Source organism: Roseovarius azorensis (genome assembly GCF_900109455.1).
GTDB classification, from domain to species: domain Bacteria; phylum Pseudomonadota; class Alphaproteobacteria; order Rhodobacterales; family Rhodobacteraceae; genus Roseovarius; species Roseovarius azorensis.
This window is the reverse complement of the sequence record NZ_FOAG01000001.1, coordinates 618,875-633,955: the sequence shown is the minus strand read 5'-3', so window position 1 is coordinate 633,955 and position 15,081 is coordinate 618,875. Positions and strand designations below refer to the sequence as shown.

The 15,081-nt window shown below is 61.9% G+C and carries 16 protein-coding genes and 1 tRNA gene; 5 read left to right on the top strand and 12 right to left on the bottom strand.

Annotated elements, in window-relative coordinates; all coding sequences use genetic code 11:
• Positions 1–171, top strand: a 171-nt coding sequence (locus BSG08_RS19790) for a transposase (RefSeq protein ID WP_281248255.1), incomplete at its 5' end; no start/stop codon positions are given.
• Between the two features lie 134 nt (positions 172–305).
• On the opposite strand, the gene terL is transcribed toward BSG08_RS19790, so the two are convergent.
• From terL to BSG08_RS03190, 5 genes are read right to left on the bottom strand one after another with little or no spacing between them, the layout of a single operon-like run.
• Complete coding sequence (gene terL / locus BSG08_RS03210) at positions 306–1,103, bottom strand: phage terminase large subunit (RefSeq protein WP_139274528.1); 798 nt, start codon at positions 1,101–1,103, stop codon at positions 306–308.
• Entirely contained in the window at positions 1,096–1,470 is a 375-nt protein-coding gene (locus BSG08_RS03205) for a hypothetical protein (RefSeq protein ID WP_093031805.1), read from the bottom strand. The genes terL and BSG08_RS03205 overlap by 8 nt, the downstream gene beginning before the upstream one ends.
• Positions 1,471–1,491: 21 nt before the next feature.
• A complete protein-coding gene (locus tag BSG08_RS03200) occupies positions 1,492–1,743 on the bottom strand; it encodes a hypothetical protein (protein WP_093031803.1) in 252 nt (83 codons plus the stop codon).
• Positions 1,736–2,143: a DUF5681 domain-containing protein gene (locus BSG08_RS03195; RefSeq protein ID WP_093031801.1), complete on the bottom strand. Its 408-nt coding sequence runs from the start codon at positions 2,141–2,143 to the stop codon at positions 1,736–1,738. The genes BSG08_RS03200 and BSG08_RS03195 overlap by 8 nt, the downstream gene beginning before the upstream one ends.
• On the bottom strand, positions 2,143–3,645 hold the full coding sequence (locus BSG08_RS03190) for a DNA modification methylase (RefSeq protein ID WP_093031798.1): 1,503 nt from the start codon (positions 3,643–3,645) through the stop codon (positions 2,143–2,145). The genes BSG08_RS03195 and BSG08_RS03190 overlap by 1 nt, the downstream gene beginning before the upstream one ends.
• A gap of 368 nt (positions 3,646–4,013) precedes the next feature.
• Here BSG08_RS03190 and BSG08_RS03185 point away from each other — a divergent pair, with 368 nt between their 5' ends.
• The 3 genes from BSG08_RS03185 to BSG08_RS03175 are packed head-to-tail and all read left to right on the top strand — an operon-like array spanning position 4,014 to position 6,315.
• The gene (locus BSG08_RS03185) at positions 4,014–4,256 is read left to right on the top strand and encodes a DUF3489 domain-containing protein (RefSeq protein ID WP_093031795.1); all 243 of its coding nucleotides are present in this window, start codon (positions 4,014–4,016) and stop codon (positions 4,254–4,256) included.
• Positions 4,253–4,660 carry a DUF2924 domain-containing protein gene (locus tag BSG08_RS03180; RefSeq protein ID WP_093031792.1) on the top strand — a complete coding sequence of 136 codons (408 nt, stop codon included), beginning with the start codon at positions 4,253–4,255 and terminating at the stop codon, positions 4,658–4,660. Before BSG08_RS03185 ends, BSG08_RS03180 begins: the two co-directional genes overlap by 4 nt.
• On the top strand, positions 4,660–6,315 hold the full coding sequence (locus BSG08_RS03175) for a recombinase family protein (RefSeq protein WP_093031789.1): 1,656 nt from the start codon (positions 4,660–4,662) through the stop codon (positions 6,313–6,315). The genes BSG08_RS03180 and BSG08_RS03175 overlap by 1 nt, the downstream gene beginning before the upstream one ends.
• Before the next feature lie 355 nt (positions 6,316–6,670).
• On the opposite strand, the gene BSG08_RS03170 is transcribed toward BSG08_RS03175, so the two are convergent.
• Positions 6,671–6,760: transfer RNA gene (locus BSG08_RS03170), tRNA-Ser, on the bottom strand.
• 149 nt (positions 6,761–6,909) lie between these two features.
• Between BSG08_RS03170 and BSG08_RS03165 the strand changes: the two genes are divergently transcribed.
• On the top strand, positions 6,910–8,037 hold the full coding sequence (locus BSG08_RS03165) for an AI-2E family transporter (protein WP_175544673.1): 1,128 nt from the start codon (positions 6,910–6,912) through the stop codon (positions 8,035–8,037).
• On the opposite strand, the gene BSG08_RS03160 is transcribed toward BSG08_RS03165, so the two are convergent.
• The 6 genes from BSG08_RS03160 to BSG08_RS03135 all read right to left on the bottom strand — a co-directional run bounded on the left by BSG08_RS03160 (position 8,034) and on the right by BSG08_RS03135 (position 15,070).
• The gene (locus BSG08_RS03160) at positions 8,034–8,753 is read right to left on the bottom strand and encodes an alanyl-tRNA editing protein (protein WP_093031786.1); all 720 of its coding nucleotides are present in this window, start codon (positions 8,751–8,753) and stop codon (positions 8,034–8,036) included. The two genes, BSG08_RS03165 and BSG08_RS03160, sit on opposite strands and share 4 nt — an antisense overlap.
• Positions 8,750–11,206, bottom strand: a complete 2,457-nt coding sequence (locus BSG08_RS03155; protein WP_245770582.1) for a DUF3772 domain-containing protein — start codon at positions 11,204–11,206, stop codon at positions 8,750–8,752. The genes BSG08_RS03160 and BSG08_RS03155 overlap by 4 nt, the downstream gene beginning before the upstream one ends.
• Positions 11,203–12,234: a cysteine synthase A gene (locus BSG08_RS03150; protein ID WP_093031780.1), complete on the bottom strand. Its 1,032-nt coding sequence runs from the start codon at positions 12,232–12,234 to the stop codon at positions 11,203–11,205. The genes BSG08_RS03155 and BSG08_RS03150 overlap by 4 nt, the downstream gene beginning before the upstream one ends.
• A gap of 56 nt (positions 12,235–12,290) precedes the next feature.
• Positions 12,291–13,319, bottom strand: a complete 1,029-nt coding sequence (locus tag BSG08_RS03145; RefSeq protein ID WP_245770581.1) for an NUDIX domain-containing protein — start codon at positions 13,317–13,319, stop codon at positions 12,291–12,293.
• Between the two features lie 83 nt (positions 13,320–13,402).
• Entirely contained in the window at positions 13,403–13,861 is a 459-nt protein-coding gene (locus BSG08_RS03140) for a TrgA family protein (protein ID WP_093031776.1), read from the bottom strand.
• Positions 13,862–15,070 carry an SAM-dependent methyltransferase gene (locus tag BSG08_RS03135; protein ID WP_093031774.1) on the bottom strand — a complete coding sequence of 403 codons (1,209 nt, stop codon included), beginning with the start codon at positions 15,068–15,070 and terminating at the stop codon, positions 13,862–13,864.
• Between the last annotated feature and the right edge of the window lie 11 nt (positions 15,071–15,081).

The following is a 15,081-nucleotide window of genomic DNA, read 5'->3' as shown; positions in this document are numbered from 1 at the left end:
GCCCAAGCCCTGCGACGGCGTGGCTGCTGGTTTCTGTTCTTGCCTGCCTACAGTCCGGACCTCAATCCCATTGAGATGGCCTTCTCAAAGCTCAATGAATCGCCCCGGGGTTGCCGGAGACCTGTAGCTTCATTTCACGCGACCATATCGAACACGTCGCGCTATGCATAGAAGTTCTCATCAGCCTCCGCTGGCGGGATGTTCCCGATGGGGCCAAGCAGGCGGCGGTTCATATTGTAGCCGGAAAATTCTCAGTCAGACCGGTCCAATGTTCCGGGAGGGGACCACCCGCCTCCGCCTGTTTGCTATTTCGACTTGTACCGCGAGCAGTGCCGTATTTCGGTGGTGCACCTTTTGACGGCATGGAGCATCTGCGACATGGTATCGACCTGATCGTCAAATTTTCCGTGGGGAAACTGACTGCACTCGGTCAGGAATGCCTCGAGCCAGGACGCGGCTTTCGGCAGACGAACGTTCCCATCTTCAAGCATGGGTGTCAGCGCCGCCATCCGCTCCGCCTTGGCCCCCTTTGGCGTGCTTGTCCGGACTTCCTTCAGGCCCCTTCGCCGAAGATATTGGTTGAGAGCAACCCCTGTATGCGACGCTTCGATGATGACCAGATTGGGTGACCACTTGTCTCGGATTTGAACGGCCCTGCGTTCGATATCCGGCATCTCCAGACGGGCGCGAACCACGTCCAGAAGATCGATTTTCGCGCCGACGAGACCCCATGTTGTACAGACCGTGTAATCATTCGTGTTGCCGGGCACGACAGCCAGGTCCCAGCTTTGAACTATGGCCTCATACTGGTGCCTCGGAAGCGCGTGATCATAGGTTCCAAAGCGTTCAGTCCGGATGATGCTGCCTTCCGCAGGCGCTGGTTGTTGTTGATATTGCGCGGAGAACGCGACGTCCCCCAGCTCCTTTCGGATCTGCTCGAGCGTTGCCAGATCGATCCTTTCCGGGTGGAGGAGCTGTCCGCGCGGCCGGTGCCAGACGAGGCCGGAACCCAGGTCGATCTCCCGAGAGACCATGGCGATCGCCGCCAGATCAAGGATTTCCCAACCACCCGCCTCCATCAGCCGCCTGGGAAGGTCATCCACGTGCAGGCGCTGTGCAACAACGATCAGCCCCCCCTTTACTGGGATCGTCGAAGCGGCTGATGACGGTAGATGTCATCCAGTTGTAGACATCATCACGCCGCGTTTCCGAGAAGGCGTCATCAGCCTTGATCGGATCATCGATGATGGTCAGATTCGATCCCTTGCCGGTGAAGGTGCCGCCAACAGACGTGGCAAGCCTCCGGCCACCAAAGTTTCTGATCCGCAGTTCCTCGACTGAGGCTTTTCGGGGGTCAAGCTGGAGATGAGGAAAGGCAGCCTGATGCCAGGGCGCCTCCAGCAGGCGACGCGCCTGGGCACTGAAGCTCTGGGCGAGATCCGCGTTGTAACTCGCACCCACCACGGTCATCGACGGGTTTCTGGCCAGGAACTAGGTGGAGAAGGCAACGCTGGCACAGAACGACTTAAGGTGTCGGGGCGGAAGAATAATCAGTAGCCTTTGAATTTCCCCACGCTCCACGCGTTCCAGCTGGTGACAGATTGCCCTGATGTAAGGGGCCGGGAGGAAGGCGATGCCAGGGTGCAGTTCGAGAAACGCCCGGTGAACGTAGGCGTAAAGGTTGTCCCGTAACAAGATCGCCATGTTTGCGGCAAACCGTTCACGCGATAACAGGTCAGTCATGGCTTTCTCCTTCTGCGGCCTCGTCAAAGGCGTCTTCGATAAGTTTCAGCCATTCAGCATGAGCCCGAGCCACCTCGTACTCTTCGGGGCCGCACAGCGCGTCCTCGGCCGAAGGCATATCCCCGGACAGGGCCTTTTGGGCGTCCAGCGCAATCTTTGCGGCCTGGTGCTTACCCTTGATCGCGTCCGAATAGATCTTCTTGGCGACGGCCGCATTCGCCGGCATGACGACTGTCTTACCGTCGACCAGGACTATTTTTTCCTCCTCACCCGCTTCGGCGAGGTATTGGGCAAGACCCTTTCCTTTCTTCTTGCCACTCGGGTTGCCTGATTGACCCTTTGTCCACTGGGAGTGCTTTGGTGGCTTGCCGTAGCCCACCTCTTTTTCATGGTCCGCCATCAGAAGTCCTCCGCGAGATATGCGATAGTGTCAGCCGACTCCTGCCTGCGAGTGGCCGCCCGCTCCTCGAAAGTTTCGCCGTTGACCGCAAGGATCGCCCGTCCCCCGGTCATCTCCTGCCAGCGCCGGATCGACAGATCGACGTAACGCGGCTCGATCTCGACCCCGACACAGCGCCTGCGCGTGCGCTCGGCCGCGAGCAACGTCGTCCCGGAGCCGAGGAACAGATCGACCACGAGATCACCTGGCTCCGTCACATCGAGCAGAGCATCCATGACCAGCCGGATCGGTTTGACCGTCGGATGTGCGCAGAAGACATCATCGCTGTCGACCCGGCCACCGGTTGCACCGGCATAGTGCCAGACGTTCGAGCGGGTCCGGCCGAACTTGCCCAGCTGGACATTGTTCGTGTGAGAGGCCCCGGGCTTCCGGGCGACGGTCACGAACTCGTGCTGGCTGCGGTAAAGGCTCCCCATGCCGGGATTGGTCTTCACCCAGACACAGATGTTGAGAAGCTCGAGACCAAGGGTTTCAAGTACCCCTGTCATCGCGCCGACGTGCCGCCAGTCGATGCAGGCAAAGATCACCCCGCCGGGCCTCAGCGCTGCACTCATGTTGCCCAGCGTCTCCAGCAGGAACGCCGTGAACGCCACGTCCGACATCTCCCCGGAGGCCTCCGCGAACTCCTCAAAGCCTTGGTCCTTACCCCGGACATGACCGTTGATCTTCACGTTGTAGGGCGGGTCGGTGAACACCGCGGCAGCCGCGCGCCCCCCGAGCAAGGCCGTCAGCAAGGCGTCATCGCGTGCGGAGCCACAAAAGAGCTTGTGATCACCAAGAACCCAGAGATCGCCTGGCTGTGTGACGACCGGCCCGGTTCGCTCGAGAAGCGGCGCCATATCGTCGTCGGGGTTAGCCTGTCCCCCATCCGCCGGTTCAGCGCAAAGCGCCTCGAGTTCGGCGAGCTCAAAGCCCGGGATCTGGAAGTCGCCACCGATCTCGAGGATCTCGCCGATTTCGAGACTCAGCGCGTCCCTGTCCCAGTCGCCGGTTTCCTGCAGCTTGTTCAGCGACAACCGCAATCGCCGGATCTCGATCTCCGGAAGATCATCCACCAGGATGCAGGGCAATGAATCCGCACCGAGGCGCCGGGCCGCCGCGAGGCGCGTGTGGCCGTCGACCACCTCGTAGCGCGTGCTCCCGGTTTTCTTCCGCACGAGGATCGGGACCCGGAAACCGTAGCGTTCGATCGCCCGCACAACCGCATCTTCCTGCCCCTTCATGGCCCGCCGGACCCGGCGAGGAGCCGCATCGATCAGTTGGACCGCGAGCCAGGCGATCGCAAGGGTGCGGAAGGGGTCGTTCTGGCCATGAGTCGGGTTGTCGGTTACGTTCGGTGCCGCCATTGCATCGGTGGGGTGGTTTACTGCATATGCCGACGACGGCGGAGATCCATCCGGCGCGTTCAGCGTATTCGGCAGGTTCAAAAATGTAACAGGCATGCATTCGTCCCCTTCGGTTTGATCCGGGGAGGGAAGGCTTCGGTTGTCGGGCTGGCCCCGCCTCAAGAGCAAGACAGCCGATCAAATCCACGTCCCTCGTCGGAACTTGTGATCGACCGCCGCAACTCTATTGGGCAGCGGGAAGGCCTTCTGGATATCTGAAAGATCGGCGGAACGCAAGATTATTTTTCCGTAAGACATTGATATGGTTGACAAACGAGACTCAGGGGGACACGTCGCACCGCGAGAGAAAGGGCTGGACTTCCTCGGCAAGCAGAGCGTCACTGTCCCCATGCCCGGGTCACAGTCCGGGCCTGCCTCGGTAGGGACGGCAAGGGGCCGAATCCCGCAAACCCGAGGAGACCCGGATGACCAGACCATCCCCCACCCCCGCCCGCGAGACCAAGGCCGAGGCCGTTCGCAGATTGCTGTCGCGCAAGGCCGGCGCCGATCTCGCGGCCCTGCAGGCCGCCACCGGCTGGCAGTCCCATTCCGTGCGCGCCGCCCTGAGCACCCTGCGCAAGGCCGGCTACACGATTGACCGGTTGCCCGCGAAGGCTGAGGGGGCCGCACCCGCCTACCGGATCACCGCCGAACCGGCCCCCGTATGACGCTGCCATCGGTTGCGCAGATCGAGACGATGGACCGGGCGGCGCTGGCCGCCGCCTGGGACTATCTCTTCGGATCCCCTGTCCCCAGGGGCCTGAGCCAGGCCTTTTTGCGGCGCTTTCTCGCCTTCGAGGTCCAGGCGCGATGCGGCGGGGGATTGTCGAAGGGGTTTCTTACCGATCTCGAACGTCGCGTGTCGGGTGCCGCGCGCCCCTCGGCCCTTTCGCCGCAGGCCGGGGGACGGCTCCTGCGGGAGTGGAATGGCGTGACACACGTCGTGGAGGTTCGCGAGGATGGCTATACCTGGAACGGCACACGCTATCCCTCGCTCTCGGCGGTTGCCCGCGCCATCACCGGCGCCCGGTGGTCCGGGCCGCGCTTCTTCGGGACCAAGGGGGGTTGCTGATGTCCGTGACGAAGATCCTCTGCGCCATCTACACCCGCAAGTCCTCCGAGGAGGGCCTCGAGCAGAGCTTCAACTCGCTCGATGCCCAGTACGAGGCCTGCGCCGCCTACATCGCAAGCCAGAAGCACGAGGGCTGGATCCTCGCGCGGGAGCGCTTCGATGATGGCGGGCAATCGGGCGGCACCCTCGAGCGCCCCGCCCTTGAGCGGCTACTCGCCGCGATCAACGCGAACCGGATCCGGATGGTTGTGGTCTACAAGATCGACCGCCTCACCCGGTCGCTCGCCGACTTCGCCAGGCTCGTCGAGCGCTTCGACGCTGCCGGCTGTTCCTTCGTCTCGGTCACGCAGGCATTCAACACCGCCTCCTCCATGGGGCGCCTCACCCTCAACGTGCTGCTCTCCTTCGCCCAGTTCGAACGCGAGGTGACCGCCGAACGCATCCGCGACAAGATCGCCGCCTCGAAGAAGCAAGGCCTCTGGATGGGCGGGCTCTGTCCCCTCGGCTACGATCCGCATCCCGACCCGATGACACGCGAACTCGTGGTCAACGACGCGGAGGCCCGCACGGTCCGGAAGCTCTTTGATCTCTACGACCGACATGGCCGCCTCATCGATGTCGAGCGCGAGGCCACGGCGCAGGGATTGTGCTCGAAGAACCATCGCTTTGCCTCGGGCCGCGTTCAGGGCGGCGGGCACCTCTCCCGCGGACAGATCCACAAGATCCTGACCAACCCGGTTTACCTCGGACAGATCCGCCACAAGGAGCAGATCTGGCCCGGCCGACATCCCGCGATCATCGACGACGATCTCTGGGCGCGCGTGCAGCAGCGGCTGCAGGAGGCGGCCCGGCGACCCCGGGGGCAAACACCGGAGGCGCAGACCGCACCGCTCATTGGCAAACTGCGGGACGAGACCGGTGACCGGCTGACCCCGACGCATTCTTTGAAGCACGGACGCCGCCATACCTACTACGTCTCGCATCGCCTGATCACCGGGGGTACCGACCCCGCCGGCTGGCGTCTGCCGGCGCGGCGGCTCGAGGCGCAGATCGCCGGGGCGATCGCGGATCATCTCGATCGCGCCCGCACCGAACACCGCCTGCTGCAAACTCCGGATCTCAGGGCCGACACTGATCCCGATGCCACCGCGGGCGAACTCGTGCAGCATCTGCGGCAGAGGCCCCCCAACTTCCTGAGCGATCTCCTCGCCGCCGGCAGGATCACCCCCCGGACCCTCCACCTCGACCTCGATGGCGCGGCCCTCGCCCAGGCGCTCCAGATCCCGCGCACCGACCTCTCCGGGGATCTCCTGAACATCAACGTTCCCCTCCGCCTGCGTCGCCGCGGCATCGAGGCGAAGCTGGTCATCGGGCAAGCGCATCCCGAGCCGGACCCGGTGCTCCTGCGCGCGCTTCTCCAGGCCCATCGCTGGGCCACTGCCTTGCGCACAGGGACTCCGCTCGGCGACCTCGCCAGGTCCGCCGGCAAGGACCAGGCCGTTCTCCGCAAGCGTATCCGTCTGGCGTTCCTCGCCCCGCGGATCCAGCGCGCGATCCTCGACGGCACCTTCCCGCCTGAGCACACCCTGTGTCAGATCCTGCCACTGCTGATTCCCCTCGACTGGGAGGCGCAGGCGCATCTCTTCGGGATGTGACCGCCGAGCAGCCAGGATCGCGCATCAGCAACCCCTGACGGGGCGAAAAAGTTTCCTGCAAATTCCTGCCCCGGGCCCCAAGGGAATCCGCCTGACCCGTTGAGGCAGAAGGGGGTCTAGGCCACGCACAGACAAGAGCGGATCGCGCTCGAGGAAAAATTCCCTGCAAATTCCCTGCACGCAGGGAAATTCCCGTAAAACCGGACCCACCGATTCCGCTCCAGAGACGCCGCGCAAGTTTCCCGCCGCATCCGTCTCCCGAACACGTCTCTCACGTCTGCACAGCTCCGCAAGCCGCGGAAATCACGGCCAGAAAATAGATGAATTATCTTTTAATTTCAGATTATTGGGTCGGTGGCGGAGAGAGAGGGATTCGAACCCTCGAGACGGTTTCCCGCCTACACACTTTCCAGGCGTGCGCCTTCGACCACTCGGCCACCTCTCCGTAGCGCGGTTTCTAGCCGCTGGGTGGTGGGATTTGCAAGGGGGTCTGTCCGATCGACGTACAAGAACGTAAATCGTGTCACTAAACTTTGACTGTTCAATGGGTTGATCGCATTATCCTGCCAATCAACCCGTAAACAAGGCCCCATCGTGACCCAAAGCCCGCCAGAACCGAATTTCAAGAGCGCCCCCGTCGAGGATTCGCAGCGAATCCGCAACGTCGCCCAGATCATCATCGCCTTCGCAGTGGTGCTGTTTTTGCTGGTGCAGGCGCGATTCCTGCTGATTTCTCTGGCCACGGCAATTATTCTGTTCAGCCTGACCTCAGATGCCATCAACTCCATCGCAAGGCTGCGGATCGGGCCGATCCGCATTCCCAACTGGCTGGCCAGTATCGTGGCGCTGGCGCTGATCTCGACGGCGCTGCTCAGCCTGTCGGCGATCATCCTGTCACAGGCCAACACGGTGCTGTCCACGACGCTGGCCTATACCGACCGCGCGCCGCAGGCGATCTCGGCGATGTTCACCTGGCTGGGACCGGACGCCGAACAGGCGGTGTTCAGTTCAGTTGCCACGCTGGATGTGGCAGGGTATCTGCGCGCCCTGGCCGGGCAGGCCGGAAACCTGATGCAAGGCACCGTGCTGGTGATTCTCTTTGTGGGCTTTCTCTTTGCCGAGCGCATATGGTTCACCACCAAGCTCGAGAGCCTGTTCGGAGACGCCACGCAAGCCGAAAAGGTGGGGCGGATCATCGGCTCGATCATTCACCGGGTTAACTATTATCTGCTGGTCAAGACGCTGGTCAGCGTGGTCACGGGGCTTATGGTCTATGGCGTGGCGCGCGGGTTCCGGCTCGAACTGGCGGAGGCACTCGGGATCCTGACCTTCGTGCTGAATTACATTCCCTCGATCGGTTCTATCGTGGCGACGGTTCTGGTGGCGCTGGTGGCCTATGTGCAACTGGCCGACGGATCGCTCACTATGGCGATTTTCCTGATCGTGGGCGCAATCCAGTTCTTCAATGGTAATATCATCGACCCGATGCTGATGGGGCGCACGCTTAGGGTCTCTTCGTTTGGCATCATCATCAGTCTCGCCTTCTGGGCGGCGGTCTGGGGTATTCCGGGAATGTTTCTGGCAGTGCCGATCATGGTTGCGCTGATGATCGTTTGCAGTCATCTGCCGGGGCTGCGGGTCGTGGCCGTGCTGTTGTCGCGCGAAGGCTTGCCGGAAACGGAATCCGATCTTGATGCGTTACAGGAGCCAAAGGTACGTTAACCATCGAGATGCAGATAGACACGCCGGTTCTGACGGCCTTTCTTCTCGACCTTTCCCAACCGCAGTCGCCCGATCTCGCCGGTGCGCGCCACATGCGTGCCGCCACAGGGTTGCAGATCGATCTCTGAACCGCCCTGCCCGATCCGGATGAGGCGAACCCGCCCCGCCCCCATGGGCGGCTTCACCGTCATGGTCTTGACCAGTTCCGGATTGGCGCGCAGCGCGTCGTCACTGATCCAGGTCTCGGTGACCGGCAGATCGTGATCCACCATGAGGTTGAGTTTGGTTTCCAATTCTGCGCGGTCCTCTGACATGTCGGGAATGTCGAAATCAAGTCGGCTGCGCTCTTCTCCGATCGCACCGCCGGTGACCGGCATAGGGATCACCACGGACAGAAGATGCAGCGCCGTGTGCATCCGCATGAGCCTGTGCCGCCGCTGCCAGTCGAGCCGCTGCTGCAGAACGATGCCAATCGGCGGCAGCGGACGCGGTTCAGCGGGAACCAGCGCGACATGACCGTCCTCGGTCTTGATGGCTGTCGCAACGTCAAGGGATTTGTCCGCCCAGGTGATCTGGCCGCTGTCACCCGGTTGCCCACCCCCGGTGGGATAAAAGATCGTCTGGTTCAGAATCACTGCGCCTTCGGTCGTATGGGAAATCACCGTACCCTCGGCCTCGCTCTGATAGGGATCGTTCCGATAAAGCGCCAGTGTCAACGCCCGTCTCCATCGCCGCCCGCATCACTTTCACCTTTGGTGACTTCGAAGTCTGTCTCGGTCGGATGCGCCGTATTCGCGCCGGTGTCGCGCGCTTCGACCGCGAAGGTCGCGCCCGAACTCTGTTTCGTGGCGAGGGTCTCGGGATTGCGAAACCATACATCCTGTTGCGGGAACGGAATCTCGATCCCTTCCTCTGCAAAGCGGCGTGCGATTTCGTGATTCATGTCGGACTTGACCGACATCACCCAGTTTACATCGCGCAGGATCGCGCGGATCTCGAAATCCAGCGAGCTTGCCCCGAACCCCTGAAAGATGATTCCGGGAGGCGGATTCATCAGCACCATCGGATGCGCCTCGGCCACATCGCGCAGGATCTTCTCGACGCGACGCGTATCCGTGCCATAGGCCACGCCCACCGGCACGATGACACGCCCCACGGTATTGCCTCGGGTATAGTTGGTCACGGTCCCGCTGACAAAATCGGCATTGGGTACGATCACATCGGTGCGGTCAAAGGTCTCGATACGGGTTGAACGCACACTGATCGAGCGGACATAGCCCTGTTGCCCGCCGACCTCGATCCAGTCGCCCTCGGAGATCGGGCGCTCGATCAGCAGGATGATGCCGCTGACAAAATTCGAGACTATGTTCTGCAGGCCAAAACCGATACCGACGGACAGGGCCCCTGCAACGATAGCGAGCGAACTGAGGTCAATACCGGCACTCGTTACGGCGATCAGCGCGGCGAGAAAGATGCCAACATAACCGACGCCGGACACCACTGCATTGCGCCCGCCGGTGTCCAGTCTGGTCTTGGGCAGGACCGAGTTTTTCAAGGCGCCCTGAATCAGCCGGGTCGCCAGATAACCCAAGGTAAAGACCACCGCGAGTGTCAGAAATCCAGTAGGTGATATCGTTATGCCGCCAAGGCTCACACCTTGCGTGAAGCGTAACCATGCTTCATGAAGCTGTGCAGGCCGCGCGCCCCAGATCAGTGCAAAAATCGGCACCGACGCCAGCACGAGAACAAAGCCGGCCAGCACCGGAACCAGCGAGTCTTCGGCGCCGTCGCGATTGCCGTTGAGCATGATGTAGACTTCGGTCAGCACGCGCTGCAACAGAAGGAGTGCCGCCATCAGCATCAGCGACAGAAGCGCGGGCAGCATCATCGCGTCCGCAGCCGACACATAACCTATTGCCGCCAGAAGCGGCGAGAGTATTGCCAGCGCCCATAGCGCGCGCGCCAGAACGCGCGCCAGCTTGTCACGGAAACTGTCGTCGCTGCCCTCGTCCTCTCGCATAGCGCGGCTATGCCGGAACAACAGCCTGGCCAGTCGCCACAGCAGCAGTGACGCCAGCACCAACACGGGAAAGATGATCACATTCCGGGATTCCTCGGACCAGTCCAACCCCTCTGCCACGTGTTGAAGATAATAGAAAGCCGCAACCACCAGCCCCAGCATCGCCCCGCAGAGCCGCCCGGTATAACGATCGCCCTCCTCCAGTCTCAGCAAGGGGATGTGCAGAACATCACGCGGGAAAATGCGCAGTGCCAGCCACCGCGCCAGCAGAAAGATGAAGGCGGCTGGCAGCAAGATGCCAAGCAGCAACAGCCCCTGTGGCCCCAGAAGTCCTGTAAGCCGGATCCCGATGGTCAGCGCGTAGACACCCGCGAAAGGCAGGAGCCATTCGCCAAGCGAGATCAGGAAGGCCACGATCCAGCGACCCGCACTCGTCTCGCGATGCAGAATACGGTCCGAGAGTCGGTTGGACCACTCGCGTCCTCGCGCAATCAGCAGCAGACCAGCAAAGGTCAGAACGAAGATTACCGGCAGGCTGTCCTTGAAGCGGTCGCGCCGGAACGCACTTTGCCAGTTGGTGCCCACCTCGCTGCGGATCGTGTCCGCCGCCCGAAAAAGCGTCTTGGCGGCCTCGGGCCAGTGCAGCGGGTTGACCGGCGAAGGCCCCAGCCGCAAGAGTTCTTCGGTCTGACGTGTCCGGATGATTGCATCAATCCCAAGGATCAGCCCTTCGGCGCGACTGCGTGCCAGATCCGCCAGCTTGGCCGGGGCCTGAAGCCGCGCCAGACGGCGTTTAAGCTCGTCGCGCTGCGCCGTGACATCTTCGGACTCCTCACCGTTTTCCGGCACCGGTCCGAGCGATGCAAGCTGATCCTGAACCGTCTTGATTGCCGTTGCATTGGCACCCTGCATGTCCAGGAATTGCTGCCGCCAGCCGCTGATCTGGCTTCGCATGCTCTCAAGCTCGGCACTCGTGGCCTCGGCGCGTTCGATCATCTCGTCTGCGCTTGCCGCAAGATCTTCCCACGCGACATAATCCGGCGTGTTGGACGCATGCTGCCCCTGCGCCAGAAGTGGCGCTGTGGGCAACGCGACCACGGCAAAGCCCAGACAGAGAATGAGGCAGAGATATCCGAAGTGCCGGATCACTCTGCGAACACTCCAGGAATCGAGCGCGGTGCCTGATCCAGCCAATCCGGCGTCGGCAGATTGTTGGCACGCAGGAATTCGGGGTTGAAGAGCTTGGACTGATAGCGTGTTCCATAATCGCACAGGATTGTCACGATGGTGTGTCCCGGTCCCATCTCACGCGCCATGCGGATTGCACCCGCAATGTTGATGCCGGTCGAGGCCCCCATGCACAGCCCTTCATGCTTGAGCAGGTCAAACACGATGGGCAGCGCCTCGGGGTCGGAAATCTGGCATGCGAAGTCGGGGGTAAACCCCTCGAGATTGGCGGTGATGCGGACCTGCCCGATACCTTCGGAGATAGAGGATCCTTCGCTTTCCAGCTCTCCTTTAGTGTACCAGGAATAGAGCTTGGCCCCCATCGGATCGGCGATACCGATCCTGACGCCACGCGGTTGCAGCGCCATGCCAACACCCGCCAGCGTACCGCCGGACCCGACGGCGCAGACAAAGCCATCGACCTTGCCGCCGGTCTGCTCCCAGATTTCGGGGCCAGTGGTCTCGATATGCGCCTGACGGTTGGCGACATTGTCGAACTGATTGGCCCAGATCACACCATCTGGCTCGGTCTTGGCCAGTTCGGCAGCCAGACGCTCGGAATAGCGCACAAAATTATTCGGATTCGAATAGGGCGCGGCCGGCACCTGCACCAGTTCGGCGCCTGCGAGACGCAGCATCTCCTTCTTTTCCTGGCTTTGCGTCTCGGGGATTACGATCACGGTCTTGAAACCGAGAGAGGCGCCCACCAGCGCCAGTCCAATGCCGGTATTCCCGGCCGTACCCTCGACAATCGTACCACCGGGCTTGAGATCCCCCCGCGCCACCGCATCGCGGATGATATAGAGCGCCGCGCGATCCTTGACCGACTGGCCAGGATTCAGAAATTCGCATTTTCCAAGGATCTCGCAGCCGGTTTCCTCGCTGGCGCGACGCAGCCGGATAAGGGGCGTGTTGCCCACCGCTGCGGCCAGATCCTGTGCAATGCGCATGTAGATGCTCCTGTCCTCAAATTGCCTTCCCGGTTTAGGGGTTCACCCGCCGGAACTCAAGCCGATGCGCGCAACCGCGCGCGTTCCCGCTGGAGCCAGATCAGACTCAGGACAAGCGGACCATTATTGGCCTCGCCGCTCTCCAGAAGTGCCATCGCGCGGTCAAACCCGATCACATGCGTGCGGATATCTTCGTGCTCCGAGTCCAGCCCGCCCTGCCCCTGTTTCATGTCTGGCAGTTCACACAGCCCGAGAAAGAGGTGAAAGACCTCGGTGGAATAACCGGGCGTGCAGTAATGCGTCGAAATCTTCTCGAGCGCGCGAAGCGGCAGGCCCGCTTCTTCGAGACATTCCCGACGCGCCGTCTCTTCGGGCGTTTCGCCCGGATCAATCCGACCCGCCACGGGCTCAAGCATCCAGGGTCTCGGATCGCCGCGCCCGAAGGGACCCATGCGAAACTGCTCCACCAGCATCACGCGGTCGCGCAGTGGATCATAAGGCAAAACCAGCGCTGCATCGGTGGCGACAAAAACCTCGCGCTGCATTTCTGGACTCATTGTGCCGTCAAATCGCGGATGGCGCAGGCTATAGCCGCGGGTGAGAAAGAAACCGGCATGCAGGGTGTCGCAGGCCAGTGTCCGGACAGCCTCTGACGGGGTGTCGCTGCGCAGCAGGGCGGGTGTCCCTGCGCGAGCCGCCACGCGCGCAGCGGCACGCGACAGCACCATTGGCAGACGCATAGCCAGGTCCTCCGCTGGGCACTGATCCACTTGGCCGATGATCTCCTGCATCGCCACGCGCATCACCTCGCCGCCACGCGCCTGCCATTCCGTCAGATGCCATGCTCCTGAACCGGGATGGCCACAACAGGTTTTCACCTCAAGGACCGCGCCGTTCCGCTCGAGCAGGATCCTGCGCCAGCCGGTCGCGCCCAAGGCCGTGGCCACGAATTCCAGTCGGGCGATATCGGCCTCATCACAGACAAGCAGTCCCGAAACCTCCCCGTCTCCAGGCCCGATTTCTGGGAGTGTAAAAGGATCGTCGGGATCGCATGTCAGGACATGGCACCGCGCGGTGACTGTCATCGCAGCCTGGGCCGCCTTTGCCCCGACAATCTCTTCGAACAGAGCAGGCCACGCCAGAGGACCATATAGGAAAAGAGGCTCTTTCACGACCAACGGCGCGCGACCCACTCCGCGACAAGTCCGGTCAGGATGCCGCCGACACACAAGAACCCTATCAGAGGCCCGTTCAGCAGATAAGAGCCAAACTCGACAGCAAGTTCGAACACTGCCGTCACACCCTCGATTGGATCATCGTAGCGCCGGTCCAGCGATCGTTTGAGCATCTCGTTGAAACTCTGGGCAAAAAGACCCCAGACCACCAGCGCGCCCGTGCCTGTCAGCCCGGCACTGAAGGCCTCGGCCCAGCCGCGTCCTACCCTTTTCCCGATCACCACCCAGCCGCACAGGAAACCAAGCACCAGGTTAACGTGATTGAACCATCCAAAGCTGGTGTCGGACGGCATGAGCGGCCGGATCATGTCTGAAGCGATCCAGCCAACCATCCCGAGACCAGCAGCGGCAGCCAGCTTTGCGGCTGTGGGCATCATGTCGGTGACAGGCATCTATCCCGGCCTTGCGATGGTTATCTGTGTGACATCGCAACTACCCCCTTTAAAGGCTCCCGCGCAAGAGGTCAGGTAGAAATTCCACATCCGGCGGAATCGCTCGTCAAAGCCCATGGCGGCGATTTCCTCCCATTTGCCGTTAAAGCTCTGATGCCAGCGGCGCAGGGTCTGGCTGTAGCTTTCACCGAACTCGACCGATCGCGCGATGAGCAGCCCGGCGCGCTCGATTTCCTTGCGCAGCGCGGTCGGACTGGGCAACATGCCCCCCGGAAAGATGTATTTCTGGATGAAATCCACATCCGCGCGATAGCTTTCCCACCGCCGGTCCTCGACGGTGATGATCTGCAGGGTGGCAAGTGCGCCGGGATGCAGCCGCTCGCGCAGGGTCTCGAAGAACACCGGCCAATAACGCTCTCCCACTGCCTCGAACATCTCGATGCTGGCGATCGCGTCATACCTGCCCCGTTCGTCCCGGTAATCCTGCAACTTCAGCGTAACCTGATCCGTCAGCCCCGCCCGTGCGATTCGGGCGCGGGCGTATTTCAGCTGTTCCTCGCTGATCGTGAGGCCGGTGACGCGCAGCCCCCGCTCGCGGGCGGCATATTCAGCAAAGCCACCCCACCCACAACCGATTTCCAGCACATGATCGCCGGGTCTCACACCCAGTTGGTCAACCATGCTGGCGTATTTGGCCGTCTGCGCCTGCTCCAGACTGTTGTGACCGGGTTGAAAGATAGCACTCGAATAGGTCATCGTATCGTCCAGCCAGAGGCGGTAGAAATCATTACCCAGATCGTAGTGATAGCTGATATTGCGCCGCGCCTGTGTCTTGGAATTGCGCTTGAACCAGAAGCGGATGCGCTCGTAGAACTGCGCCAGATGCTGGCCAGGATAACCATTGTAAATCCCGTCATTGTCATCGTTGAGCAGATCCATGAATGCCTGAAGATCGGGCGTGGACCAGTCCCCGTCCAGATAGGCCTCGCAGAATCCCAGATACCCCTCGCGCACCAGTCGGGCAAAAACCTCGGGATCGTGGATCTCCAACACCGCAACCGGACCGGGGCGTGGCCCTTCGGCGCGGAAGATGCGCCCATCAGGAAGCAGGATATCGAGCCGTCCCGCCTCGATCTGACGGGCCACGCCGAAACAGCGGGCGAAATAGCGCGGAAGTCCGGTCTGCCCGGCGGTGTCGGTCAGGATCATGAAGTCTGTCT

Coding starts and splice junctions, on each gene's coding strand:
- BSG08_RS03205 (WP_093031805.1), bottom strand. CDS start 1,470: ATGACCGTGGTGGGTGCGAGTTACAACGCGGATCTCGCCCAGAGCTTC.
- BSG08_RS03200 (WP_093031803.1), bottom strand. CDS start 1,743: ATGACTGACCTGTTATCGCGTGAACGGTTTGCCGCAAACATGGCGATC.
- BSG08_RS03195 (WP_093031801.1), bottom strand. CDS start 2,143: ATGGCGGACCATGAAAAAGAGGTGGGCTACGGCAAGCCACCAAAGCAC.
- BSG08_RS03190 (WP_093031798.1), bottom strand. CDS start 3,645: ATGCCTGTTACATTTTTGAACCTGCCGAATACGCTGAACGCGCCGGAT.
- BSG08_RS03185 (WP_093031795.1), top strand. CDS start 4,014: ATGACCAGACCATCCCCCACCCCCGCCCGCGAGACCAAGGCCGAGGCC.
- BSG08_RS03180 (WP_093031792.1), top strand. CDS start 4,253: ATGACGCTGCCATCGGTTGCGCAGATCGAGACGATGGACCGGGCGGCG.
- BSG08_RS03175 (WP_093031789.1), top strand. CDS start 4,660: ATGTCCGTGACGAAGATCCTCTGCGCCATCTACACCCGCAAGTCCTCC.
- BSG08_RS03150 (WP_093031780.1), bottom strand. CDS start 12,234: ATGCGCATTGCACAGGATCTGGCCGCAGCGGTGGGCAACACGCCCCTT.
- BSG08_RS03145 (WP_245770581.1), bottom strand. CDS start 13,319: ATGACAGTCACCGCGCGGTGCCATGTCCTGACATGCGATCCCGACGAT.
- BSG08_RS03140 (WP_093031776.1), bottom strand. CDS start 13,861: ATGCCTGTCACCGACATGATGCCCACAGCCGCAAAGCTGGCTGCCGCT.
- BSG08_RS03135 (WP_093031774.1), bottom strand. CDS start 15,070: ATGATCCTGACCGACACCGCCGGGCAGACCGGACTTCCGCGCTATTTC.